Raw genomic sequence first — 22,935 nt, forward strand, 5'->3', positions numbered from 1 at the left:
GGCAAAATGCCCGCCCTCAGAAATAACGTATGTGAATTTAATGCGATCGAAAGTCTGGCAAAATCTAGCTTTGTGTGCAAAGCCTCAATTACTTGCTCCACTCATCGTCGTCATCATCTTTTTTGGCCTTCGGGTCGGAAAACGGATCGAAGTTGATGTCGCTAAACGCATCCAGGTCTTCGTCATCTAACTCTTTCGTGGACGTATCCCCAAACTCATCCAGCGTCATGTCGCTCAGGTCTGTTTCTAACTCGTCTGCCGTTTCCTCACCCCAGGCATCCAGCGCCGCACCAAAATCCTCGTCTGACTCTTCACCGGACTCGTCTGATGAAGTTTCGACAAACTCATCCAGCGATTCTAAATCGCCAAAGCCTTCGACATCTTCGTCGCTGTCTTCCTCAGACGGGGTTTCGGCCAGATCGTCGAGTTCTATGTCAGCTAAGCTCCCCACATCTCGATCGTCGTCTAGGGAGACTACCGACACATCCTCGTCCAACTCGTCGATCGCATCTTCGCTCAGCTCAACCGTATCAACAGTTTCAATCGTCGTCGTGCTGACAATCACAGCCGGTGCTACTAATGAGTCCTCGTCTTCCTCCAATTCGTCGCGATCGAAAGCTGTTTCGATCGCCGGTGTCGAGGAAGTTACCTCGCTTGGTGGAGCTGAAGGCTCTTTAATCGCTGGCTTGTTTCCTAGCGCTACTTCTGGGTCGAAATTTAACTCCAAAACGTCTATCAGCGCATCTGGACTGGGATTGAGCTTGGCAAAGGGCAACATCAACTGCGCTAGCTTCGGTTCAAGCGCATTTAGGATTCCCAGGATGAGGTGAGAGGGCGGTCGGCGACCGCCATCTGGAGTTTTGACAGACTCCAGCTCCATTTGCAGAGCCAGCCACGAATGATTTACTTGGTAGTATTGCAACCATTTTTGTTTCAGAGCTGATGTGAAATCGTCGAAAAAGGCCACAGTTTCTCTCCCCCATCCTGAAAACTAGACTGATCAAACCATCATTAAGTCTAGTTCTTCTGCCTCTGTCTTGATCGTCGGTTTTGTCGGATTTAAATAAAAGTCTGACAGCAAGGAGAACAATTCGCGATCGGGTGCGTCAGAGGGCACCACACCTTCCGGACGGGCCAAAATCTGATCCGCGATGTTCAGGTAGTAATCGCAGACGTAGTTCAGCGAGGGGTCGGTCTCCGCCATTTCAAACAAAGTTTTGCCCTTGACGCGGGAAACGCGGATGTCTTCAATTAGCGGCAGCACTTCTAGCACCGGCATGGCTACTGATTCGACGTACTTGTCGATTAAGTCGCGCTTGGATGTGCGGTTGCCAATCAAACCGGCGAGGCGCAGCTGGTGAGTGCGAGCTTTTTCGCGCACGGAAGCGGCAATGCGGTTAGCAGCGAATAAAGCGTCGAAACCGTTATCGGTCACGATCAGGCAGTAATCGGCATAGTTGAGCGGTGCTGCAAAGCCGCCGCAAACAACGTCGCCGAGAACGTCAAATAGGATGACATCGTATTCGTCAAAAGCGTTGAGTTCTTTGAGCAGTTTGACGGTTTCGCCCACCACGTAGCCACCGCAACCTGCACCGGCAGGAGGGCCACCAGCTTCTACGCAGTCAACGCCGCCGTAGCCTTTGTAGATTACATCTTCCGGCCAAACGTCTTCGTAGTGATAGTCCTTTGATTGCAGGGTATCGATAATTGTGGGAATCAGGAAGCCTGTGAGGGTAAAGGTGCTGTCGTGCTTGGGGTCGCAACCGATTTGCAGCACTTTCTTACCGCGTCGGGCTAGCGCCACAGAGATATTACAGCTTGTTGTGGATTTACCGATTCCGCCTTTTCCGTAAACTGCCAGTTTCACGCTTGTGTTCTCCTTAATCGTTTCTTATTAAACTCTCGGAGTTTTATTTGTCGCTACGTCTTTTTCAGCATTATTGTCTAACTTCCAAGGAAAATAAAGGGCTTCTCAAGATACTTACGGTATTAAAAGTAACTATTGATGCTTATAAGGCTATTTAAATATGCTTAAGCCATATCCATTCTAAACTAAGCCTATTTAAACTATTTTAAATATATTTATATTTATTTTTTTATAAAAAGCGGTACAAAATACAAAAGTAGAAATGCTTTTGCAGAAAATATCTCAGAAAGTCGATCGCTCGTTTATCCCTTCGATACAAGCCTGCCGCTTCGTGACAGATGCCTTTGAGAGTCTCCGATCTCACTGGTAACTCGAAGCGAGTTCGACTAGGTTCAGTTTGGCCTGAGCTAGCCGCCAATTCGGGGTTTGCAAAGGCAGTCGAGATTTATGTAAAGAATAGTTAAATTTTTCGAGAGCAAGTACCTAAACTAGAACTGATACCCGTGTCGATCGGGATTGGTACGATCTGAGGAGTTATTGCTTATGTATCTTAGGCGCTTCGATACTGATGTAAGGGTTCGCGCAAAGCATTCTGAATTACCTCTCCAATATGCGGTACATCTAGCTTTGTACGCATAGGTCCCGCAAGCTCTGGCTCAAACATTACAACGTGAATTAGCGTCAGTGCTGGTTTCCAACCGACTTCTTTCAATACTTGAAATAAACCTTCAACATGACTTCCGCCATCGGGTGTTCTCGCTCCATTCACCCATGAAAAAATTCGGGTCGGGGCACGCTTCTCTCCAAAAATTGCTGTTTCAATGAAAACGTTCTGATAACGCAAAGTTAGATGAAACGGCAAAGTATTTGGATTAATAGATAAAGAGAGCGGATCGAGGAACATAAATCCAAGCATCTGGAGTCCTGTGGGGGCATAAAATCTCTCTTCATCAAATCCAATCCTAAGCCCGCTAAATAGATGAGCTGCCTCAAATAAGGCTCTACGAACAACACCTAATCTAGGTTTTGCTTGCCCAAAGATTTCAGGATCTGGAATTATTTCAATACTTGTTCCTCGACCATTGCCCTGTTCGACAGCAGTCACAGAACTCTGTGCGACTCCTCTGACAAAGCGTTGCTCCCAAAGTATACCAGAGCGCCAACTTTGCACCGTTAGCCGAACACTAGCAACATTCAAGGGAGCAATACCCAGTCCCAATGTCGTCATATGAACATGGGGAGCGTGTTCATCCTGCGAACGTATCTGGTGAACATGAGTTAGAAACTTAGTAGCAAGACTAATACCCTCTAGATCGCTAGGTTCATCAAATGGAAGTCCGGGTCCATCATCCACAACTGAAATGGTTGCTCCATCTAGTTTTATATTCACAAAGGTTGCTCGATCTACAAGGTAGAAGTCAAGGACGTTGGATACAAGCTCATAAACAAATTGCTCTACTCCTCGCGCTCCCACACTTCCGAAGTACATACCAGGTCGGTAACGAATTTGTTTGATTATTTCTTCGTTTCTCAAGTCTTCAGGCATGAGTTGTTCGCAAGAGCGTATTCACTGTAGACGGGGAGAAAGAGGTTTACTCATATCGCCAAATCTTGACCGTCATATCATCGCTGCCACTAGCAATCGTCCGACCTTGAGGGCTAAAAGCAAGCGATCGAACTTGGTCTGAATGTCCGCCCAAGGTGCGAAGCAGCTGACCGCTAGCGGTATGCCAAATTTTGATCGTGTTGTCGCCGCTATCGCTGGCGATAGTTTGTCCGTCGGGACTGTAGGCAATTGTCCAAGCGGAACCGGAATTAGTCGTGAGGGTGCGAACTAATTGACCCGTCGCCATGTGCCAAATTTTGATGCTGTTGTCGCCACTGTTGCTGGCGAAAGTCTTGCCATCGGGACTCAAGGCAATTGACCACACGGAACCGGAATGACCCGTGAGAGAATGCAGTAACTTTCTGCTGCCAATATTCCAAATTTTGATCGTATTATCCCAACTGCCGCTGGCCAATAAGGAACCGTCGCGGCTAAAGGCGACAGACTCCACAAAGTCCGAGTGTCCGGTCAGAACATCTACCATTTTGCCTGTCACCGGATGCCACAGCTTAATCGTGCCGTCACCGCTACCGCTGGCAAGCATCTGACCGTCGGGACTAAAGGCAACGGAAAAAACAGTGACTGAGTGACCTGAGATCGAATAAATCAGTTTTCCTGTATCGGCTTGCCAAATTTTGAGAGTTTTGTCGGCGCTGCCGCTGGCTAAAATCTTGCCATCCGGACTGAATACTACACAAGTAACTGTGTCTGCGTGTCCGTTGAGTTTGTGAATTAGTTTGCCGGTTTCCAATTCCCAAATATTAATGCTGCGATCGGCACTGCCACTAGCTAAAGTTGTACCATCCCGATTAAAGGCTACGCAAGTAACTGTGTCTGCGTGCTTGGAGAGGGTCTGGACGCATCGCCAACCCAAAGTTTTTTGCTGTAGTTCCGGTGTAACTCTGGGTGGTGGGGGGACGGTGGCGGTGCGGATAACCGTTCTGGATGCGGAGTCGTAGAAATCTTTAAGTATTTCCGATGCTAGTTGATAGCGATCGTCGATCGCATCTTTAAGCATTTTGTCTAAAATTGAACTCAGCTGGTCGCTCACATCCCTGCCTGTCTCCCGGAAATACTCTCGCCATACCCAGCGACCTTCCATCGGGTTGTAAAGGTCTTCCAACTGCGCCCCTGTCAGCAACTGAATGCAGACGATTGCCAAACTGTAAAAGTCACTGGCTGGGTAAACTTTGCCACCCCGCAGCATTTCCAGGGGTATGTGTGCTTGGTTGCCCATTCTGGCACTTGTTCTTTGCAGTTTGGTTTCTGTCAGTTGTTTGGAGATGCCAAAATCGATGATGACAAATTTGCGATCGCTATTTCTGCGGATAATATTTGTCGGTTTGATTTCCCGGTGTATTATTTGTCGGTTGTGAACCAATTGCAGCACCGGCAGGACATCGTAGAGCAGTTCCTTTACCTGATGCTCGTTATAAGCGCCTTGCTCTTGCAAATCCTGGAACAAATTCATCCCTTCAATGTATTGCCGCACCACATACAAACGCTTATCTTCCTCAAAGTAGGTCAATAGCGTCGCAATTTGCGGATACTGCTCTCCCAAATCCACCAGTTGCTTTGCTTCTTGCTCAAACATCTGGGTCAATTTCGCCATCGCCCCAGAATTCCCTTGAATTTGCGGCAAAGGTAAAAATTGTTTGATGACGCAAGCCGTGTTTGTTTGTTCTGCATCTTCAGCTAAGAAGCTTCTGCCAAAAGTTCCCTCACCCATTGGTCTGATGGCTCGGTATCGGTCTAGAAGCACCAGATTTGACGAGCAACTGGAACACTCTTTTGCCCTAGCTGGGTTCTGGGGCTTTTTGCAATTGGGATTGAGACAATAGCTCATACCTGGCAAGGATACACCTGATTCTATTTATGGTAGTTCGAGATCGAAAAGAAAGCTTATTTTAATCCTTGTCTTATTCCGGAGATTAACAAGGGCGATGCACCACGTTGTCATATTAATCCAAAATGGGTGCAATGCCAGAAATTTTGCCGATCGCTTGTCCGGGTGTGTTTGCGCGTCGCTTTGGCCTACCCTGAAGCATAGCCTACCTTGGACGATCGTTCTTTGCGATCGCGATCGGATCTTGCCAAGCCTTCAAGGGCAAGCTAATTATCATAATTATTCTAATATACTTTATACTTAAGGAATATTTAACAATTGCTCCACAGGCCGCCAATGCACTTCCACTTTTCAATCTCACCCGCATCTCAAAGGATAGACCTATCCGGGCTGGCAAGCTACTGGCCTAGATTGCCTAAAATTAGATTAGGAGGGTTGTTCAGACGTTTGAGCATCAGGCACAAAATTGGTTGTGGATACGCTTTAGCCATTTGCATTGCGCTTTTAGGCACCACGGCGGGATTTTGTATAGAAAAGTATTTTCAAGCACAAGCTAAGGAACAATTATTGCAAGTTCATCAACAGACCTATATCTTGAAAGACTTACAAGATGCGGTGCTACAGGCCAAAGCTTATCAGCAACAGATGTTATTTATGGTAACGTTTCCAGAAAAATATGTCAATGTTTATGAAAATACACCGCCCAAACTCGGCAATTTAAATTTTAGAAAACATCAAATATTGCCAGGGATTTCCAGTGATACATTGACAGGCATCCAAAAAATAGGGTCGGAAGCACAAATCACAGAATTAATCCAAAATTATACTTATACAGTAGAGAGATACTATCAACAACTTGAGGAATTGTCGTCAAGATTTTACCGAAATGCTTTGCAGCCGCAGCAAGCTGAAGAAATGCAGATGGCGATGATTAAATTTATAAACAGCGACATTGCCAAGCAGTTTAATAAATTTGCTGAAGAATTATCTGCACTCAATAAAAAATTATACGCTCTAGAAGAAAAAGAGTTTGTCGAATATCAACAAGCCGAAAATATAGGTAACATAATTCTTGTCAGTAGTTTGCTATTATCAGCAGCTATTGCAGGGGTTATAGCAATTTATATTAGTTGGGCGATCGCGCGTCCTCTAGAATTTACCACCGCCGTTGCTCGCCGAGTTACCGAAACAGGTAACTTTAAACTGATCGCACCTGTAACTGCAAAAGATGAAGTCGGACAGCTAGCAACTTCGCTCAACCAACTAATTCAAAGAGTTGCCGTCTACACTGAAGAATTAAAACACGCGCAAGCTCAGCTAATTCAAACAGAAAAAATGTCCAGTCTAGGTCAGATGGTAGCGGGAATTGCTCACGAAATCAACAATCCCGTTAACTTTATCTACGGTAATATTTCATATCTTGACAACTACACGCAAGAATTATTGGATTTACTAGAACTGTATCAGCAAGAATTTCCTCAGCCGACTGCTGAAATTAAAAAGCAACTTGAGGCAAGCGATCTGGAATTCATTGCCCAAGACTTGCCCAAAATACTCAATTCTATGCAAGCTGGTGCAGAGCGCATTCAAGAGTTAGTATTATCGCTGCGAAACTTCTCGCGATTGGATGAATCAGAATTAAAAAAAGTTGACTTGCACGAAGGGATTGAAAGTACTCTAATGATTTTAAATGAGCGGCTCAAGGGTAAGATCGCAGTAGACAAGGACTATGACAAATTGCCGCCAATAGAATGTTATCCAGCCCAGCTAAACCAAGTATTTTTCAATATTATTAATAATGCGATCGATGCGCTCCATAGCTGCGAGGAACAAACCAATAAACAAATTACAATTAAAACCGACAAAGTATGGTCGTCGGAAATACGGGTATCAATTACCGATAATGGCTGTGGCATACCGCTGGAAATTCAAAATAAGATATTTGACCCTTTCTTTACGACTAAACCAGTAGGTCAAGGTACTGGTTTAGGGCTGGCGATTAGCTATAAAATCATTGAAAAGCATGGCGGTAAAATACAAGTTTGTTCCCAACCTGGAAAAGGAACCGAACTGGCTATCTTTCTGCCGATCGAACAAAGCTTTTGTCCATTACTCAAGAGCGCTTGGATGAGAGCTTAGTGCGTCACCCGATGCAAGGATTTTGGATTTTGGATTTTGGATTCTGGATTGACTCCGCCTTTCCGTCGATTTCCTGTATGTGGCTAAAAAGGGAGGAAAATACCCCTTCAGGAATACGCAAACACCGATCCAGCAGCTCGCTAGTTCTTTCTTACAATAACCTTAGTTAGATAAACAAAGGTATATAAACGGAGGGGACAGCGAAGATGCAACCCAATAATCCAAATCAATTTACCGAAAAAGCCTGGGAAGCGATCGCTCGCACCCCGGATATCCTCAAAGCAGTCCAGCAGCAATACATCGAAACCGAACACCTGATGAAAGCGCTGCTGGAACAAGAAGGGTTAACCGCCAGCATCCTGAACAAACTTGGGGTTAACGTGCAAAGGGTGCGCGATTACACCGAAGACTTCATCCGGCGTCATCCCAAAGTTTCCGGTAACAGCTCGGTGTACTGGGGTCGCAGCGTCGATCATCTTTTAGATAGAGCCGATGCTTACCGCAAAGAGTTCCAAGACGAGTTTGTCTCGATCGAACACTTGCTGCTGGCGTTTGCACAAGACGATCGCTTTGGCAAAGGCTTATGCCAAGAATTTAGACTAGATGAAGCTAAACTAAAAAATACGATCGCGCAAGTCCGTGGTAGCCAGAAAGTGACAGATCAAAATCCCGAAGGCAAATATCAAGCGCTCGAAAAATACGGTCGCGACCTCACCGAACTCGCACGCAAAGGTAAACTAGACCCTGTAATCGGGCGAGATGATGAAATTCGTCGCACAATTCAAATCCTGTCTCGTCGCACCAAAAATAACCCCGTGTTAATTGGGGAACCTGGTGTAGGTAAAACAGCCATTGTCGAAGGATTGGCGCAACGCATTGTCAGCGGCGATGTACCCCAATCTCTCAAAGATCGCAAATTAATTGCCCTCGATATGGGTGCGCTGATTGCAGGTGCCAAATTCCGAGGTGAATTTGAAGAACGCCTCAAAGCTGTACTCAAGGAAGTTACCGATTCTCAAGGCAACATCATTCTATTTATAGATGAAATTCACACCGTTGTGGGCGCAGGTGCGACGCAAGGCGCGATGGATGCCGGTAACTTGCTCAAACCGATGTTGGCGAGAGGTGAATTGCGCTGTATTGGTGCGACAACTTTGGATGAATACCGCAAGTATCTGGAAAAAGATGCGGCTTTAGAACGTCGTTTCCAACAAGTTTATGTGGATCAACCCACCGTGGAAGATACGATTTCGATTCTGCGCGGTTTGAAGGAAAGGTACGAAGTTCACCACGGGGTAAAAATTTCCGACAGTTCTTTAGTAGCGGCGGCAACTTTGTCATCGCGATATATTAGCGATCGCTTCTTACCGGATAAAGCGATCGACTTGGTAGACGAAGCGGCGGCGCGTCTGAAAATGGAGATTACCTCGAAACCGGAAGAACTCGATGAGATCGATCGCAAAATCCTCCAGTTAGAAATGGAAAAGTTATCGCTGCAAAAAGAAAGCGATGTCGCTTCCAGAGAAAGATTGGAAAGACTGGAAAAAGAACTTGCCGATCTCAAAGAAGAACAAAGCACCCTCAACGCTCAATGGCAATCTGAAAAAGATGTCATTGTCGAGATTCAAACAATCAAAGAAGAGATCGATCGCGTCAACGTCCAAATTCAACAAGCAGAACGCAACTACGACCTCAACCGCGCCGCTGAGTTGAAATATGGGAAAATGACTCAATTGCAGCGCCAATTAGAAACAGCGGAAACCCGACTCGCGCAAACACAAAAAGCTGGCAAATCCTTACTGCGGGAAGAAGTAACCCCAGCGGATATCGCCGAAGTTATTTCCAAGTGGACTGGCATTCCCATCACCAAACTGGTGGAATCCGAGATGCAAAAACTGCTGAACTTGGAAGACGAATTGCACAAGCGCGTCATCGGACAAGATGAAGCAGTTACCGCAGTTGCTGATGCGATTCAGCGTTCTCGTGCCGGTTTAGCCGACCCAAATCGCCCCACCGCTAGCTTTATTTTCCTTGGCCCCACTGGTGTTGGTAAAACAGAATTAGCGAAAGCTTTAGCTGCTTATCTGTTCGACACCGAAGAAGCTTTGGTGCGAATTGATATGTCCGAATACATGGAGAAACACGCCGTATCGCGTTTGATCGGTGCGCCTCCTGGATATGTCGGTTATGAAGAAGGCGGACAATTAACCGAGTCGATTCGCCGTCGTCCTTACGCGGTTATCCTATTCGATGAAATCGAAAAAGCGCACCCGGATGTGTTCAACGTTTTGCTGCAAATTCTCGATGACGGTCGCGTTACCGATTCCCAAGGTCGCACGGTAGACTTTAAGAATACTGTGATTATCATGACCAGCAATATCGGTTCGCAATACATCTTAGATATTGCTAGCGATGATTCCCGCTACGAAGAAATGCGGAGTCGCGTCATGGATGCGATGCGAAATAACTTCCGTCCGGAATTCCTCAACCGCATTGATGAGATTATCATCTTCCACAGTTTGAACAAACAAGAATTGCGGCAGATTGTGCAATTGCAAGTCCAAAGATTGGGCCAACGTTTGAGCGATCGCAAAATTTCTCTCAAACTTGCCGATGCTGGATTAGACTTCTTAGCAGATGTAGGATACGACCCAGTTTACGGCGCACGTCCGTTAAAGAGAGCAATTCAACGCGAATTAGAAACTCAAATTGCCAAAGCAATTTTGCGCGGCGAATTCGCTGATGGCGATACCATCTTTGTGGATGTGGAAAACGAACGACTTGCCTTCAAGCGATTACCGCAAGAATTACTAACAGTTCAATAAATGTAGGGTGGGCAATGCCCACCTGATTTTTTTTTGTAATTTGCAAGTAAGACCGTATGGTTTCCTAATACAAGCCGGAGAGCCGTTTTATGCACCCTGAAACAGAGCAATTATTTGCATTGCTGGGAGACATTGTAAAGAATTTGAACTCCGGTGGAAGAGGCATTGGTAGTGAGGGAAATTACCCTTTCCGCCCGCTTGTTTGGGATACATCTGAGCAAGGGGAGTTCAGCTTTGTAAAGCTATTGCAAACTTCAGGCTTGATGGTGGAAATCGAACTTGATGAGTTAATTCAAAGCTGGCAAGGTAAATTTCTCAATCGAAGGCGACTGTCTCAGGAGCAAAATAGAGTTTTGTTTTCCGAGACTCTATCCAAATATCAGTTGTTATTCGAGACATTGCAAACAAAACTTGTAAATTTGCGCTCTTATAAGATCGAAACTTATGACGAGCGACGAGGTGAAATTAGCAACGACCAATTCAGACGCTACAACTTGTCAAGCGTTATAGTTGGGCAAACCAATGATGGCAATTGGGTGGCTTTCTCTCAGCAGCTTCCGCCTTCCGATAGGGCTGGATTTGGAAAACGTTTACCCAAGCAGGATTATCGCATGAGCCAAGCTGCGCTGGCTTTAAATGAACAACTCGATCCTATTTTGCTTGACCTGAAATCATTAATTGTTTGCCAATTTGCCAGTACATTCGATATGGTAATAGAGGCTATTATAAGAGCTACTGGTTTGCTAGGAATTTGGTATTTTAATATATTCGATGTGGAACAGGGGGCAGGTAACCCATACCAATACGGAGAGTTTGAAAAATTTGTAGCTTCTTACTTAAAAAATCCACTTATTTACGTATTTGGTAATGGCTCTCTGTATAGGCTATATATCATTGGCAAATGTCGAACTGGTGATTGGTTAGGAGCTTTAACGCTAGCCGTTTGGACATAGGCTGAGCTAATTTAATTTACAAGTGAGAACGATTTCTCAATGCAGGTTTATACTCGAAAGCTAAGTAGGTGAAGCTGGCAATGATTGGTTCACAGGCTACCACTTGCTTGGGTAACAGCATAGCTGCTGGAGTGTGTTGCTTCAGAAAGCGAAGGTAGAATAACGGTAAAAGTCGTACCCTTTCCCAGTTCGCTATCTACAAAAATATCACCGCCATGTGCCTCTACACACTTTTTAACAATTGCTAATCCCAGTCCGGTGCCAGAAATTTTACCCACATTTCTGGCGCGATGGAAAGGCTGAAATATTTCTTCTAGATCTGCTGGGGGAATGCCAATTCCTCGATCTTCAATTCGGAAGACAACAGCTTTTTCCTCAGCGATCAATTCAAACCTGATTGTACCTCCTCCTGGTGAATATTTAATAGCATTGCCAAGCAAATTGGCTAAAATGTGCCGCAGAAGGGTTTCATCCCAAAGTGTATCGTCAAATTCTCCTTGGCTTGTGAAAATAATTTCATACTTTTCGTTGGCAACGAGTTGTAGCTGTTCCACCATCTGGTAGCAGAAAGCATCCAAATTCAAAGGTATAGGGTCCCACCGCAGTTTACCAGCATCGGCTTTACTTATGAGTAAAACTTCATCTAATAGCTGAGCCATGTCCTTGATCGCCGATCGAATTAGTTGGAAATGAGAAAGTTTTTTCTCCTCGCTCAATCTATGCTCTTTGTCTTCCAGCAATCCAGCCGCCAGGAGGATAGCATTGAGAGGATTGCGGAAGTCGTGAGAAATCATAGAGACGAATTCAGATTTGATCTGGTTGATTTCGTTGGCTTTAAGGAGTTCGGCAGTTCTTTCTCGAACTCGCATTTCTAACGTTTCATTTACTTTTCGTAAGGATTCGGAAGCCTGCTTGCGCTCGATCGCATAGCATAGAGAACGCGCCAGCAATTCTCCATTTACCTGGCGCTTGACTAAATAATCTTGTGCCCCCTGTCGCACCGCCTCAATTGCCAGTTCATCATCATTCATATTTGTCAGCACGACAATTGGTAAGCTGGGGGCGAGCTTGTTCAAAGGCGCGATCGATCCCAGACCCTGGCTGTCTGGGAGCGTCAGATCTAACAAAATTACATCAAAGTAATCTTCAGCAAGGCGATGGAGTGCTTCCCTCAATCGCTTGACATGAACTAAACTAAAATGTTTGAACTTGGCCTGCTTCAGAAACTCTTGCAACAGTCTGGCTTCTGCCAAATTATCCTCAATCAATAATATTTTTACTGAGCTTGCAGACATAATTTTGTAGTTTCTCCCCCTCTGCTCCTCATATGAGAAGAATGAGGGATGAAGGATGAGGGATGAATGATTTTACCAGTAAAGATAGAAAGATTTCGACTTTCATTTTAGATGGGTAAATCGGTTCTGACTTCATCCTTTCTCCTTCCTCCTTGAAATCTCGCTCATTCCGATGGTAGGGTAACTGTTTTCAGCCAAAACTCTTCAATACCTTTGACAATTTCAAAAAGTTGGCTGAGGTTGCGTGATTTAGTGATATAGCAATTTACGTGCAAGTCGTAGCTGTGAAAAATGTCATCCTCGTTTTTGGAAGTGGTCAGCACTACTACGGGAATGCGTTTGAGGTTGGGATCGGCTTTAATTTCGGCCAGTACCTCTCGACCATCTTTTTTGGGCAAGTTCAAATCTAGCAGGATAATATCTGGGCGAGGTGCATGGGCATACTCGCCCTGCTGGCGCAAATAAGCCATCGCATCCATGCCATCTCTAACTGCCACAACTTGATGAGGCACCGAGCTTTTTTTCAACGCTTCTTGAATTAAGCGGATGTCAGCTTTATTGTCCTCTACCAAAAAGATGGTTTTGTGTTTTTCTTCCGTTTCTACGCTCACGATCGCGTCCCCCTAATGGAATCGTAAAGTAGAACGTCGCGCCTTGACCCAGCTGCGACTCTACCCAGATGCGGCCTCGGTGGCACTCGATAATTTTCTTACAAATGGCCAAACCCATACCCGTACCGGGATATTCGTCCCGCGTGTGCAGGCGCTGAAAGATCGTGAAAATGCGATCGCTAAACTGCGGATCGATCCCGATACCATTATCCCGCACCGAAAATAGCCACCCATCCTCCAAGCGCTGAGTTCCTATATGAATTTCTGGCGGTTTGTCGCTGCGGAATTTGATCGCATTGCCGATCAAATTTTGAAACAACTGCATCAGCTGAGTACCGTCAGCCATCACTGTCGGCAAAGCATCGTGGGTAATTGTGGCTTTGCTTTCTGTAATGCGTTTCCGCAAATTGCTTAAGGCACGATCTAAAGCTTTTTCCACCTCAGTCAATTCAAACTCGATGCCCTGCATATCTACTTTAGAATATGCCAGCACGTCATCGATCAAAGTTTGCATCAAGCTGACTCCTTCGACAGCGAAGGTAATAAACTCTTTGGCATCTTCGTCTAGTTCTTCTTCATACCGCATCTCCAAAAGTTGCACGTAATTTGCTACCTGATTTAAAGGCTCTTGCAAGTCGTGGGAAGCAACGTAAGCAAACTTTTTCAGTTCCGCGTTAGAACGTTCCAGATCGTGAGCTAATTGCGCCAGTTCATCTGCTTGACGCAGCACAATATTGATGATTGCCTTTCTCAGTTCTAGCGCTGCTTTAATTTCCACCTGTTGCCAAGGTAAAGACGTGAGGCGAACTGTTTGTTTCCACAGTTCAAATGACTTCCGAGGACACAGGCGGAGATTGCCGTTTGAGTGGCTGACTTCATACGCCTTATTGGGATCGCCACCCCAATTTACGGTTTGAATCACTTCCGATCGGAACCAAAAAACGTAATTTCTCTTAGAAATGGGAATAGCTAGCAAACCGCTGGCAACGTTTTTGAATCTTTCTGCATCTGGATAAATTCGCGGCAGGGAATCTGTGGAAAAGACTTCTTCATCGCCGATGTTATTCTTTAGCCATTGCATTAACAAATTCAGGTCTTCTTCTCTCGGAGTTTCGCCGATCGTTGTCCAATTTCCACCCAAACATACGGCTGCTCCTTGAGAGCCAGTCAAATCCAAGAGATTCGGTTCGTGTTTTACTAAACCATCAATAAAGTTTTCTTCTTGAGACATATAATCCACCAAACTTGATTGGATATATGTCAATCTCATGCGATAATCGTAATCCTCTGTTTCTTCTCTTGCCGAAATTTCTGCAAATATCACTTGCCCCAAGAATTCGCAGGCTTTTCGTAACTCGTAAGAGACATATTTGGGCGACTTATGATGACAAGCAATTAAACCCCAAAGTTTTCGATCTTTAACCAAAGAAATAGTCAGAGAAGCACCCACCCCCATATTGTGCAAGTACTCTATGTGACAGGGAGAGGCACTTCGGAGAATCGACAAAGTTAAATCGACGGGATGTTCGCTAACTGGATTCATAGCAGGAACAATTTTTACGGGTTCCGCTTTGGTATCCGGTATTAATCTGATCGAATTGGAGGCGAATAATTTTCTGGCAGGTTTGGGAATATCTGACTCTGGGTAATGAAGACCCAGGTATGGTTCCATAGTTTCTAGTTTTTCTTCAGCAACTACAGCTCCATGTCCATCTTCGTCAAATTTATACAGCATTACCCGGTCAAACCCGGTGACTTTTCGCACCTCTTGAACGATAATCTCGCAAAAATCACGCAAAGAAGCTGTTTTTTCTAGCTGGTTAATCGATGCTCTAGCTAGATGATAAAAACTTAAAAATGGGATATTTTCTGACGATATGGCAGGTTCTAATTCAAGAATTAAAAATCTGTCTGAATTTCGGTGTAATGAGGCATCGAATACTGCGTAATCATCTCCTTGTTTCCTCATCCAAATCCTTGTCGGATTGATGAAGTCGAGAGATTCGTTTAATACTCCCGCTCTAATTTTCTCCATTTGAAATGGATCGATAATTTCTTCGATTGGTTTTCCTAGAAGGTTTTCGGGACTAATACCAAGGGCAGTATATGTATTGCTGCTAACTTGTAATATTGTTAATTCCGGAGCTTCTAGTACAAAAATTACTCCATGTGGTTGAATTTGACCTGCAAGATGAATCGGTGCTTCTTTTAAGCTTGTCAATTCTGATTTGGTCAAATTAATATTTTGGGTCTGGAAATCCATTACCATGACGACCTCCCCTTTTGTGCGGGGTTATCAACAGTACAATGCTACAGAACGATCGCATTTGTATCTTAGCAAGAGCCTAAAGGTAGTCCAAGTGCGATCGGGACTTGCTTTGGCAAGATTGTGCGATTGACAATCCTTTTCACATCTAATATCTCAAGCGCTATCACTTGGTTTTCGTTGACTTGGGTTCAACGATCGGGGCTTTTATAGTTGCCGCTGATAGCCTAAGCTAAGAAAATATTCCTTATAGAAACTACCCTAGCACGATTTCCTGATGGCGATAAATAAACAATGGTCAAATGTTATTATAAGAAATGTAAATAATTGTACCGTTCTAAAATATTCTTCCAGATAAAAAAGCTTCTGAAAGTCTTACATCTAGGGTTTACGCCTCTGGTTTAGTCTTCTTCGGCAGACTAAACCAGAGGGTAGCGTCGGCAAATATTAATATTTAATTAGGCTAAAATACCTGGGCTTGTAAAAATGTATAAGATCTCAACAAATTTTAACTTTTTATTTATAATTTTTAATTAAAAAATTCAGCCAAACCTTGGCTGCATAAGCGCGTTATACTAAGGCAAACTCTACAATTACTGGGTTTCCGCCAAAAGATTCACAGCTTGAGCTAACATAACCCAACGCGCAGTCAGCCTTGATTGGGTTTCGCAATTCCTCAAAGCAACTTACAATTATAGGGAAGTAAAATTAGCGAAATCGGTTAATATAGATTGCAAGTTTTACCTAAAAATTCCATACTATTTCAATCGGAGATTAGCTGTACTCTCTTATGGCATTAAATCTAACGAGCAACAAACCCCCTGTACGTCGCCATCGTTGGTTATCCCAATTAATAGCAATAATTGCCTTAATTAACTTAGGTTTAGTATTCTTTAACTTGAGTTACATACCTTGGCGAGACTTATACTTACAATATTTACCAAAAGTAACTCAGTTGTACGATCCGTTTAAAGGTATTGAACCTCATCGAGAAACTCAAAAATATCTCGACAAAGTTAATCAATTGGAAGCGGAAATAAGTCAAATAGGATTGGAATCGCCAGAATTAGAAATCTTACTATCTGAATTGCGAAGCCTGAGTAACCAAATGATAGCGGAAAATCCATTTGCGCTGGCAAATAAAAGCGGCAATTTAGAAAAAATTAAAAACCAAATGCGCGATCGCATTGGCATGGAATCCGCCCGCGAAGCTTTTAATCAATTTTGGAGTTTGTCTTATCTCACAGAAGCAAATTGGCGGAAAGAACTGAATTTCTTTAACAGACACATTCGACCGTCGATCGAAAGTAACTACTATCGCCATATTGACACAAACGGTAAATTTGTGGATAATTTCTGGCTGATTGACTTACCTTTTGTTATCCTATTTTGCTTAGATTTTCTGGTTCGTACTTTCTCTCTCAGTCGCGCCAATCCCCAATTAAATTGGTTACAAGCAATGCTGCGACGTTGGTACGACCTTCCTTTACTGCTACCTTTTGGGAGGTGGTTGCGAGTGGTTCCAGTAACGCTTCGCCTCCATCAAGCTGATTTGATCGATCTCGAACCTATCCGCCAACAAATTAACCACGATTTTGTCGCTAATTTTGCAGAAGAAATCACCGAAGTGGTAGGAGTGCGGATGATCGGTCAAGTTCAAGAGTCAATTCAGCGGGGTGATGTGACGCGATGGTTGTTTCATCCAGAAAATCGCCGCCCCTACATTGACATCAATAATACCAATGAAGCGATCGCGATCGCCTCTCGCATCATTCAACTTAGCATCTACGATGTCATACCGCAAGTACAACCCGACATAGAAGCTTTAGTCAGTCATATCATTGCCAGCGCCCTCAATCAATCTCCTGTTTACAAACAACTTCAAAATGTGCCCGGTTTGCATAATTTAGGCAACCAGCTTACCGATAATTTAGCCAAAGATTTATCTGGCACAGCTTATAAAACCCTGACCGCAACAATCGAAGACCCCGTAGTGGCAGAATTAACATCCCGTCTGGTGCAAAACTTTCAAAAAGGTTTAGAGTTGGAGTTAAAGAAAAAGCAGCACCAAACCGTTATTCAATCCTTACTTGTGGATATGTTGGAAGAAATCAAAATCAACTACGTCAAAGGTATTGCCGAAGGCGGAGTTGAAAAAATCTTATCAGAATCCGAACAACTGCGTCAGCTTGTGCGGCAGTAAGTTAGGGATTAGGGGATAGGGACTGGGGGTGAGGGAAGAGGAGAGGAAAAAAGCTACACCACCCTAAAGAAACCGGGTTTCTCTTGGGTGGTAGCAACAATATTTTGGGATCTTAAGACAAAAAAACCTGTTTTTGGTATTATTTTAACAATGCTCTAGACCGTAAGATTTCCCCAAAACAAACAAACCAAAAATAAAGTGCAATATTAATTTCGCTGAACAACTTGGGGATACCCTCAAGCAAACCGGGAATTCCATCACCGTGCAACTTGAGCGAATCAAACATAATGCCGATCGCTAATAATCCCATACCAGTTACCAACAGAAAGTAGGGTGTAGTTTTTATCCTGTGCCTAAATGCAACCGCGTATGTTGCTGCAACAAGGGCGTATACCAGGCTAGTTACTAACTTGGGAATACGAGCAAATACTAGAAGATAAATGTGAATTCGGAAGATTTCGTTGATGAGGAATCCTCCTGTCACAAGCGCAGAAACTAAAATAAACAAGTTATTTTTACCGCGTGGTTCTATTCTTTGTATCAATGCAAAAGTAAAAGCACAAACTATCGTTGGCACAGCGCACAATAGTTGGAAAGTCCGCGTTAATAAAGCCAACTCTGGTTCTCGAAAAGTGAAGGGAGGCAGGAATAAACCTCCTATTGATGCGCCAAAGAATTTTGCATATACAACCAAAGCGGCAACGAACAGCAGAGATAAAATGTTGACTAATAAAACAGAACGGTAAATAGTCATAATCTAAGTAGTGAATTATCCATCTCCATCTTAATAAGAAATTAAAATTGTTGAAACGTTGTGGCTTTGGCTTTAATAATTTTCATAATTTTTTTGAGTTTGGGATATGGCTTTTACTTCTGTGGCATTTGCAGTACAATGCGAGCGCACAGCGGGAAGGGGTTACGCGATCGCTCACCACCTGGCTACCTCCCGAATCTGCGATCGGCACTGTTCGCATCACATTGGGAATCAATCAATAAATGGCCCGCTCTGGGCCAGAAACCCGGTTTTTGAGAAAAACCGGGTTTCTCGAACCGCTTTGGCTGTGACGCCGATCGCAAAATCCAGCCAATACCTATCACAGGGTTAAAAGCGATCGAGTCACAATAAATTTACTGTTTAATCACACAATTCAACGATCGTTATCAACATTTTTTAGTACTTTTATCACACTCAAACTCAGCATAATAACCGATTATAAAAATGTAACGGTGATGAAAGCGAGAGGTTATAAAATTAATTTATCGCACTCACAGTTACGCATAGAATCGTAAAACTACTAAAAAATTATACTGAAACACCGCGCTATCAACTGGCGCTATCAATAGCCAAAAAGTTTGTTCGCGTTCCTCCTGAAATACTCGTGCCGCCCGGTAGTGCCACCGGGCTTTTTACTTTCTGCAATACGGAATTGGTTTGGCTTCACATCTTCGATTTAGCCGTAATTGTCACATCGCTCATTCCCCAAGTTTCAAACAACTGGCGAAATAGAACTTGACTGGCTGAAGTTAAATCTCCATCAGCAGGGATAGTTCCACCTTGAATTAACGTTCCTGCATCAGTTCGCAAGACTAGCCTCAGTTCGCCATCCTCATCTTTTTGAATTGCTAAATTGCCTCTCGCTAAAACTTGACCGGCACGGCTGGAAATCGCACAACGCATTTTTTATTCCTGTATAAAATCGTCTCTACACTAATGCTCGCTGCTTTAATGGCAACTCAAATCGCTCGCCCGGTTTGGCTTCGATTACCTGTGTTGAAAGATTGTTTTCTGCCAACTGCGAGCGAAATTCATCTGCACTTCCTACAGCTTTAAGCAAAAACATCAGCAATCCCTCAAACACCACATCGCCGCCAGCAGCTGTTGGCAACATTACTTGCGGTTGCAATAACTTCGCTACCGACAAAGCGCTTTTAGTGCCTTTAATTATCGGCCCAACTAAGGGCAGCGCCAAGTCAATTATAGGGGTAATTACCACATCAACAGGTGCTGCTTCTTTTAGCGATGGGGGATGATAACCGTGAGGTTCGTAATAGAGAGTAAAACCAGTTTCTAACTCTTTGAGAAGATAACCGTTTTCTGTCAAAGTGGGGCCAATGGGAGAGCCGGGAGTTGCTTTGATTTCGATGCTTTTGTCGATCGCAAATGTTTCCTCGTGAGAAAGTGCCGTTACCTGGGTGTAACCCAACTGCCGCGCTACTTTAGCCGCATTCGGAGAACCGACAACCGGAATTGTGCGATCGAGCTGCTTGAGCGTCTCTGGGTGTGCGTGATCTTCCAAACCCTGAGATAGCAAAATCAGGTCAATCTTCTCTGGAATTGGCCTTTGCGTCTGTTTCAACCCTTTGAACAGCCAGTCGATCTTACCGAAAACCAACGAACCAACTAGCCAAGGGTCGAGGAGAATTCGTTTCCCACCGATTTCAATTAACCAGGAATTGCTGTCAAACCAGGTCAGGTACATAGCACTCATGAAAATGTCTTTTGTGTTTATTTTATGCTATTATTACGAAATATTAACATCGATCAGTCATGAATTGTGCCGTCAGGCATAATTGTCCCGGCGAGGTTAGCTCCCACCAGTTTTACTAAAATGCGATCGCCCGATCCAATGTTCGCTCCCCTCAAGTCGGCTCCCCTCAAGTCGGCTCCACTCAGGTCGGCTCCAATTAAATTGGCTTCCCGCAAATTCGCTTCCCGGAGATTTGCCTGCAATAAGTTAGCTCTAAACAAATTCGCTTTGTATAAGTTAGCTCCCATCAAATTAACTCTGTGCAGGAAAGCATCTTTGAGATTTGCATCAGTTAAGTTGGCGTAACTTAAGTTTCTGCCGGAGAAATCTTTCTCGCTTAAGTTGGCTCGACTCAAATCTTTGCCGCTCAAGTCGGAATTTTCTTTTTGCGTTTGATGGCGATAATCCGAACTCGGTTTTTCGGTTTGATGGTGATAATCGGAACTTTGCTTTTGGGTGGGATGGTGATGAGCGGAATTGTGTTTTTGGGTGGGATGGTGATGAGCGGAATTGTGTTTTTGGGTGGGATGGTGATAATAAGATGTTGTCGGCTTTTGTTTGGGTGCAGTTGCACGCTCTGGCGGTAACGATCGCAGACGATCGCGAGCTTCATTGATTTCTTTGAGCTTTTGTTGCGCTTTTTCTTGAAGTCGGGTATTATCTTTAGGAATGCGGTCTGGATGCCAAATAAATGCCAGATCTTTGTAAGCCTGATTAACTTCTTCAGGTGTTGCGCCCGGTTCGATTCCTAGAATTCTGTAATATTTATCTAAGTCGCTCATAAAATTTATTAGGTGTCATCAGCCATTAGTAATAGATTAAATACTAGCAATAACTTCACTTTCTGACCGCTCGGCGTATAACATTTATTTTAATATGCTACTTCAGCGCAAAGATGGGTACAAAAAATTATCCGAAATTTCTTCAGCGAGCCACCGCAATTATCGTTATCCTCTTCTGGGGGCTGATTTTAACTGCCTGTCAAACCGTAGAAACCAGTACTGTCGCGGACTCCAGCAGCGTTTATCAAGAAAAAGCTGTCCACAGCCCAGACGGGATTGGGAAATTTTATATGGGCAGAGAAATAGCGCAAGTGATGGGACACCTGGGGGCGGGGTGGCTGGAGCGATCGAGCCGCGAAATAGAAGAGCGACCTTCTTTGTTACTACAAGCTCTCGACTTGAAACCAACTGATATCGTAGCAGATATTGGAGCCGGGACTGGTTATTTCAGCTTTCGGATTAGTCCTTTGGTGCCAAAAGGTAAAGTTTTGGCTGTGGATATCCAACCAGAGATGCTTGACATTATTAACTTTTTGAACAAAGAGAAAGGTGTTAGTAATGTCGAGCCGGTTTTGGCCAGCGTTACCGACCCCAATCTGACGGAGGAAAGTATTGACATAGCGCTAATGGTGGATGCTTATCACGAGTTCAGCTATCCTAAAGAAGTTATGGAAAAAGTAGTAAGAGCTATCAAACCAAATGGGCGGGTAATTCTCGTGGAATACCGAGGTGAAAACCCTTTTGTGGCGATTAAACGCCTGCACAAAATGACGCAGAACCAAGTTCGCAAAGAAATGTCAGTTGTTGGTCTGCAATGGGTAGAAACAAAAAAACTTTTGCCGCAGCAACATATAATCGTGTTTAAAAAAGTAGGAGTTTAAGCGATATGGTCAGGGAACTTCCGAATTGGGAACAGTTGTATCAAGAAAAGCCAGTGGAAACAATGCCTTGGTTTAATGCAGATCTCGATCCGGATCTCGAACAAGCTTTAACCAAGCTGAACTTACAAGCAGGAACGGTATTGGATCTCGGTACTGGGCCAGGAACGCAGGCGATCGCATTGGCTCAACGCGGCTTTAAAGTAACGGGGAGCGACCTTTCTCCTACTGCTGTGCAGAAAGCGGAAGAAAAAGCCAAGGAAGAAGGTTTAAATATTATCTGGAAACAGGATGATATTCTCAACAGCAAGCTTGACGAACAATTCGATTTTGTATTCGATCGCGGCTGTTTCCATGTATTTACTGCCGATCTCAGACAAGATTACGTTCGCGCTGTAGATAAGTTGATAAATCCCAATGGCTACCTGTTCCTGAAATGCTTTAGCCACAAAGAACCACGCGACGCAGGGCCTTATCGATTTACACCAGAAGAAATTCAGCAGATATTCAACAACAAATTTAATATTTGCGATATTCAAGAAACTGTATATCACGGTACTTTAGTGCCATTTCCACTAGCACTGTTCTGCATTTTGCAAAAATCGTAAAATCTGTTCTTGCCGCCTAAGTCGAAAAACTTGGGCGGAAGTTATTACCCCTGGTATCGTCGCGCTTGTTTTGCAGCTTCTTCTTCAAGTTCGATCGCCAAGTCAATACTGAATCTGACATGAGCAATTGTTGAGAGAATATCTTTTGGGTCGATGGTACAGCCGTAGCGAGCAAAGCTTTCATCTGGATGTTGCCAACGCAACCATAACTTTCCGTTCATAGTTTTGGTACTTAATCGCCAGCCTTTATATTGTGCGGGAATTTGCTGAGGCCCGCGCTCGGAAAAGTTGGATGTTTCTGCACATTCGGGTTCGCTCACTAGCATCATCATTTAAATATCTTTAACTCTCTACATTTCCATCTTCAGTGAAAATACTGTACAAAGTGGTGACTGAACTCTTTAGTAAAAGTGATAATTAAAACAAAATCGCGTGAGCTGAGATTTGAATTTCTCGTGACTGCAACTAACTCAGGACTGTGAGCGGAGTCACTTATAGCAGTGGGGGAGTGGGGGAGCGGGGGAGTGG

The 22,935-nt window shown here is 44.1% G+C and carries 21 protein-coding genes; 9 read left to right on the forward strand and 12 right to left on the reverse strand.

Annotated elements, in window-relative coordinates; translation table 11 throughout:
- Positions 1 to 88 precede the first annotated feature (88 nt).
- From H6G03_RS08570 to H6G03_RS08585, 4 genes are all read right to left on the reverse strand, one after another.
- Positions 89 to 967, reverse strand: coding sequence for a DUF5331 domain-containing protein (locus H6G03_RS08570; protein WP_190463898.1), 879 nt, complete (start codon positions 965 to 967; stop codon positions 89 to 91).
- Positions 968 to 1,000: 33 nt separating this feature from the next.
- Positions 1,001 to 1,867, reverse strand: coding sequence for a ferredoxin:protochlorophyllide reductase (ATP-dependent) iron-sulfur ATP-binding protein (gene bchL, locus H6G03_RS08575; protein WP_190463899.1), 867 nt, complete (start codon positions 1,865 to 1,867; stop codon positions 1,001 to 1,003).
- A gap of 550 nt (positions 1,868 to 2,417) precedes the next feature.
- A complete protein-coding gene (locus H6G03_RS08580; RefSeq protein WP_190463900.1) occupies positions 2,418 to 3,413 on the reverse strand; it encodes an ATP-binding protein in 996 nt (331 codons plus the stop codon).
- A gap of 46 nt (positions 3,414 to 3,459) precedes the next feature.
- Positions 3,460 to 5,319: a serine/threonine-protein kinase gene (locus H6G03_RS08585; RefSeq protein ID WP_255512202.1), complete on the reverse strand. Its 1,860-nt coding sequence runs from the start codon at positions 5,317 to 5,319 to the stop codon at positions 3,460 to 3,462.
- A 97-nt stretch (positions 5,320 to 5,416) separates the two neighbouring features.
- Between H6G03_RS08585 and H6G03_RS08590 the strand changes: the two genes are divergently transcribed.
- The 4 genes from H6G03_RS08590 to H6G03_RS08605 all read left to right on the forward strand — a co-directional run bounded on the left by H6G03_RS08590 (position 5,417) and on the right by H6G03_RS08605 (position 11,236).
- Positions 5,417 to 5,623 carry a hypothetical protein gene (locus H6G03_RS08590; RefSeq protein WP_190463902.1) on the forward strand — a complete coding sequence of 69 codons (207 nt, stop codon included), beginning with the start codon at positions 5,417 to 5,419 and terminating at the stop codon, positions 5,621 to 5,623.
- 143 nt (positions 5,624 to 5,766) lie between these two features.
- A complete protein-coding gene (locus tag H6G03_RS08595) occupies positions 5,767 to 7,458 on the forward strand; it encodes a sensor histidine kinase (RefSeq protein ID WP_190463903.1) in 1,692 nt (563 codons plus the stop codon).
- 206 nt (positions 7,459 to 7,664) lie between these two features.
- Complete coding sequence (gene clpB / locus H6G03_RS08600; protein WP_190463904.1) at positions 7,665 to 10,283, forward strand: ATP-dependent chaperone ClpB; 2,619 nt, start codon at positions 7,665 to 7,667, stop codon at positions 10,281 to 10,283.
- A gap of 89 nt (positions 10,284 to 10,372) precedes the next feature.
- Positions 10,373 to 11,236, forward strand: a complete 864-nt coding sequence (locus tag H6G03_RS08605) for a nuclease A inhibitor family protein (protein ID WP_190463905.1) — start codon at positions 10,373 to 10,375, stop codon at positions 11,234 to 11,236.
- 89 nt (positions 11,237 to 11,325) lie between these two features.
- On the opposite strand, the gene H6G03_RS08610 is transcribed toward H6G03_RS08605, so the two are convergent.
- The 3 genes from H6G03_RS08610 to H6G03_RS08620 all read right to left on the reverse strand — a co-directional run bounded on the left by H6G03_RS08610 (position 11,326) and on the right by H6G03_RS08620 (position 15,411).
- Entirely contained in the window at positions 11,326 to 12,531 is a 1,206-nt protein-coding gene (locus tag H6G03_RS08610; protein WP_190463906.1) for a hybrid sensor histidine kinase/response regulator, read from the reverse strand.
- A gap of 164 nt (positions 12,532 to 12,695) precedes the next feature.
- A complete protein-coding gene (locus H6G03_RS08615) occupies positions 12,696 to 13,142 on the reverse strand; it encodes a response regulator (RefSeq protein ID WP_190463907.1) in 447 nt (148 codons plus the stop codon).
- Positions 13,087 to 15,411 carry a sensor histidine kinase gene (locus H6G03_RS08620; RefSeq protein WP_190463908.1) on the reverse strand — a complete coding sequence of 775 codons (2,325 nt, stop codon included), beginning with the start codon at positions 15,409 to 15,411 and terminating at the stop codon, positions 13,087 to 13,089. The genes H6G03_RS08615 and H6G03_RS08620 overlap by 56 nt, the downstream gene beginning before the upstream one ends.
- On the opposite strand from H6G03_RS08620, the gene H6G03_RS38745 reads away from it, so the two are divergent.
- A complete protein-coding gene (locus H6G03_RS38745; RefSeq protein WP_255512200.1) occupies positions 15,410 to 15,541 on the forward strand; it encodes a hypothetical protein in 132 nt (43 codons plus the stop codon). The two genes, H6G03_RS08620 and H6G03_RS38745, sit on opposite strands and share 2 nt — an antisense overlap.
- Positions 15,542 to 16,198: 657 nt before the next feature.
- The gene (locus H6G03_RS08625) at positions 16,199 to 17,611 is read left to right on the forward strand and encodes a hypothetical protein (RefSeq protein ID WP_190463909.1); all 1,413 of its coding nucleotides are present in this window, start codon (positions 16,199 to 16,201) and stop codon (positions 17,609 to 17,611) included.
- Between the two features lie 139 nt (positions 17,612 to 17,750).
- Here H6G03_RS08625 and H6G03_RS08630 read toward each other — a convergent pair whose 3' ends face one another.
- Positions 17,751 to 18,365 (reverse strand): hypothetical protein, encoded by a 615-nt coding sequence (locus H6G03_RS08630; protein ID WP_190463910.1) that lies wholly within the window; start codon positions 18,363 to 18,365, stop codon positions 17,751 to 17,753.
- Positions 18,366 to 18,412: 47 nt separating this feature from the next.
- On the opposite strand from H6G03_RS08630, the gene H6G03_RS08635 reads away from it, so the two are divergent.
- Positions 18,413 to 18,607, forward strand: coding sequence for a hypothetical protein (locus H6G03_RS08635; RefSeq protein ID WP_190463911.1), 195 nt, complete (start codon positions 18,413 to 18,415; stop codon positions 18,605 to 18,607).
- Between the two features lie 442 nt (positions 18,608 to 19,049).
- Here H6G03_RS08635 and H6G03_RS08640 read toward each other — a convergent pair whose 3' ends face one another.
- From H6G03_RS08640 to H6G03_RS08650, 3 genes are all read right to left on the reverse strand, one after another.
- Positions 19,050 to 19,289, reverse strand: coding sequence for a hypothetical protein (locus H6G03_RS08640; RefSeq protein ID WP_190463912.1), 240 nt, complete (start codon positions 19,287 to 19,289; stop codon positions 19,050 to 19,052).
- 25 nt (positions 19,290 to 19,314) lie between these two features.
- On the reverse strand, positions 19,315 to 20,091 hold the full coding sequence (locus H6G03_RS08645; protein ID WP_190463922.1) for an MBL fold metallo-hydrolase: 777 nt from the start codon (positions 20,089 to 20,091) through the stop codon (positions 19,315 to 19,317).
- Between the two features lie 62 nt (positions 20,092 to 20,153).
- Positions 20,154 to 20,921: a pentapeptide repeat-containing protein gene (locus H6G03_RS08650; protein WP_190463913.1), complete on the reverse strand. Its 768-nt coding sequence runs from the start codon at positions 20,919 to 20,921 to the stop codon at positions 20,154 to 20,156.
- Between the two features lie 113 nt (positions 20,922 to 21,034).
- Here H6G03_RS08650 and H6G03_RS08655 point away from each other — a divergent pair, with 113 nt between their 5' ends.
- A complete protein-coding gene (locus H6G03_RS08655) occupies positions 21,035 to 21,802 on the forward strand; it encodes a class I SAM-dependent methyltransferase (protein ID WP_190463914.1) in 768 nt (255 codons plus the stop codon).
- 5 nt (positions 21,803 to 21,807) lie between these two features.
- Positions 21,808 to 22,407: a class I SAM-dependent methyltransferase gene (locus H6G03_RS08660; RefSeq protein WP_190463915.1), complete on the forward strand. Its 600-nt coding sequence runs from the start codon at positions 21,808 to 21,810 to the stop codon at positions 22,405 to 22,407.
- Between the two features lie 44 nt (positions 22,408 to 22,451).
- Here H6G03_RS08660 and H6G03_RS08665 read toward each other — a convergent pair whose 3' ends face one another.
- Complete coding sequence (locus H6G03_RS08665; protein ID WP_199315207.1) at positions 22,452 to 22,739, reverse strand: hypothetical protein; 288 nt, start codon at positions 22,737 to 22,739, stop codon at positions 22,452 to 22,454.
- Positions 22,740 to 22,935 lie beyond the last annotated feature (196 nt).

It is taken from the genome of Aerosakkonema funiforme FACHB-1375 (genome assembly GCF_014696265.1).
Taxonomy (GTDB): domain Bacteria; phylum Cyanobacteriota; class Cyanobacteriia; order Cyanobacteriales; family Aerosakkonemataceae; genus Aerosakkonema; species Aerosakkonema funiforme_A.

Excerpts from the sequence above, each read along its gene's own strand:
- H6G03_RS38745 (WP_255512200.1), top strand. The coding sequence starts at position 15,410 with ATGACGACCTCCCCTTTTGTGCGGGGTTATCAACAGTACAATGCTACA.
- H6G03_RS08650 (WP_190463913.1), bottom strand. The coding sequence starts at position 20,921 with ATGAGCGACTTAGATAAATATTACAGAATTCTAGGAATCGAACCGGGC.
- H6G03_RS08625 (WP_190463909.1), top strand. The coding sequence starts at position 16,199 with ATGGCATTAAATCTAACGAGCAACAAACCCCCTGTACGTCGCCATCGT.
- H6G03_RS08630 (WP_190463910.1), bottom strand. The coding sequence starts at position 18,365 with ATGACTATTTACCGTTCTGTTTTATTAGTCAACATTTTATCTCTGCTG.
- H6G03_RS08655 (WP_190463914.1), top strand. The coding sequence starts at position 21,035 with ATGGGTACAAAAAATTATCCGAAATTTCTTCAGCGAGCCACCGCAATT.
- H6G03_RS08585 (WP_255512202.1), bottom strand. The coding sequence starts at position 5,319 with ATGAGCTATTGTCTCAATCCCAATTGCAAAAAGCCCCAGAACCCAGCT.
- H6G03_RS08605 (WP_190463905.1), top strand. The coding sequence starts at position 10,373 with ATGCACCCTGAAACAGAGCAATTATTTGCATTGCTGGGAGACATTGTA.
- H6G03_RS08620 (WP_190463908.1), bottom strand. The coding sequence starts at position 15,411 with ATGGTAATGGATTTCCAGACCCAAAATATTAATTTGACCAAATCAGAA.
- clpB (WP_190463904.1), top strand. The coding sequence starts at position 7,665 with ATGCAACCCAATAATCCAAATCAATTTACCGAAAAAGCCTGGGAAGCG.
- H6G03_RS08590 (WP_190463902.1), top strand. The coding sequence starts at position 5,417 with ATGCACCACGTTGTCATATTAATCCAAAATGGGTGCAATGCCAGAAAT.
- H6G03_RS08640 (WP_190463912.1), bottom strand. The coding sequence starts at position 19,289 with ATGCGTTGTGCGATTTCCAGCCGTGCCGGTCAAGTTTTAGCGAGAGGC.
- H6G03_RS08645 (WP_190463922.1), bottom strand. The coding sequence starts at position 20,091 with ATGTACCTGACCTGGTTTGACAGCAATTCCTGGTTAATTGAAATCGGT.
- H6G03_RS08660 (WP_190463915.1), top strand. The coding sequence starts at position 21,808 with ATGGTCAGGGAACTTCCGAATTGGGAACAGTTGTATCAAGAAAAGCCA.
- H6G03_RS08580 (WP_190463900.1), bottom strand. The coding sequence starts at position 3,413 with ATGCCTGAAGACTTGAGAAACGAAGAAATAATCAAACAAATTCGTTAC.
- H6G03_RS08665 (WP_199315207.1), bottom strand. The coding sequence starts at position 22,739 with ATGATGATGCTAGTGAGCGAACCCGAATGTGCAGAAACATCCAACTTT.
- H6G03_RS08610 (WP_190463906.1), bottom strand. The coding sequence starts at position 12,531 with ATGTCTGCAAGCTCAGTAAAAATATTATTGATTGAGGATAATTTGGCA.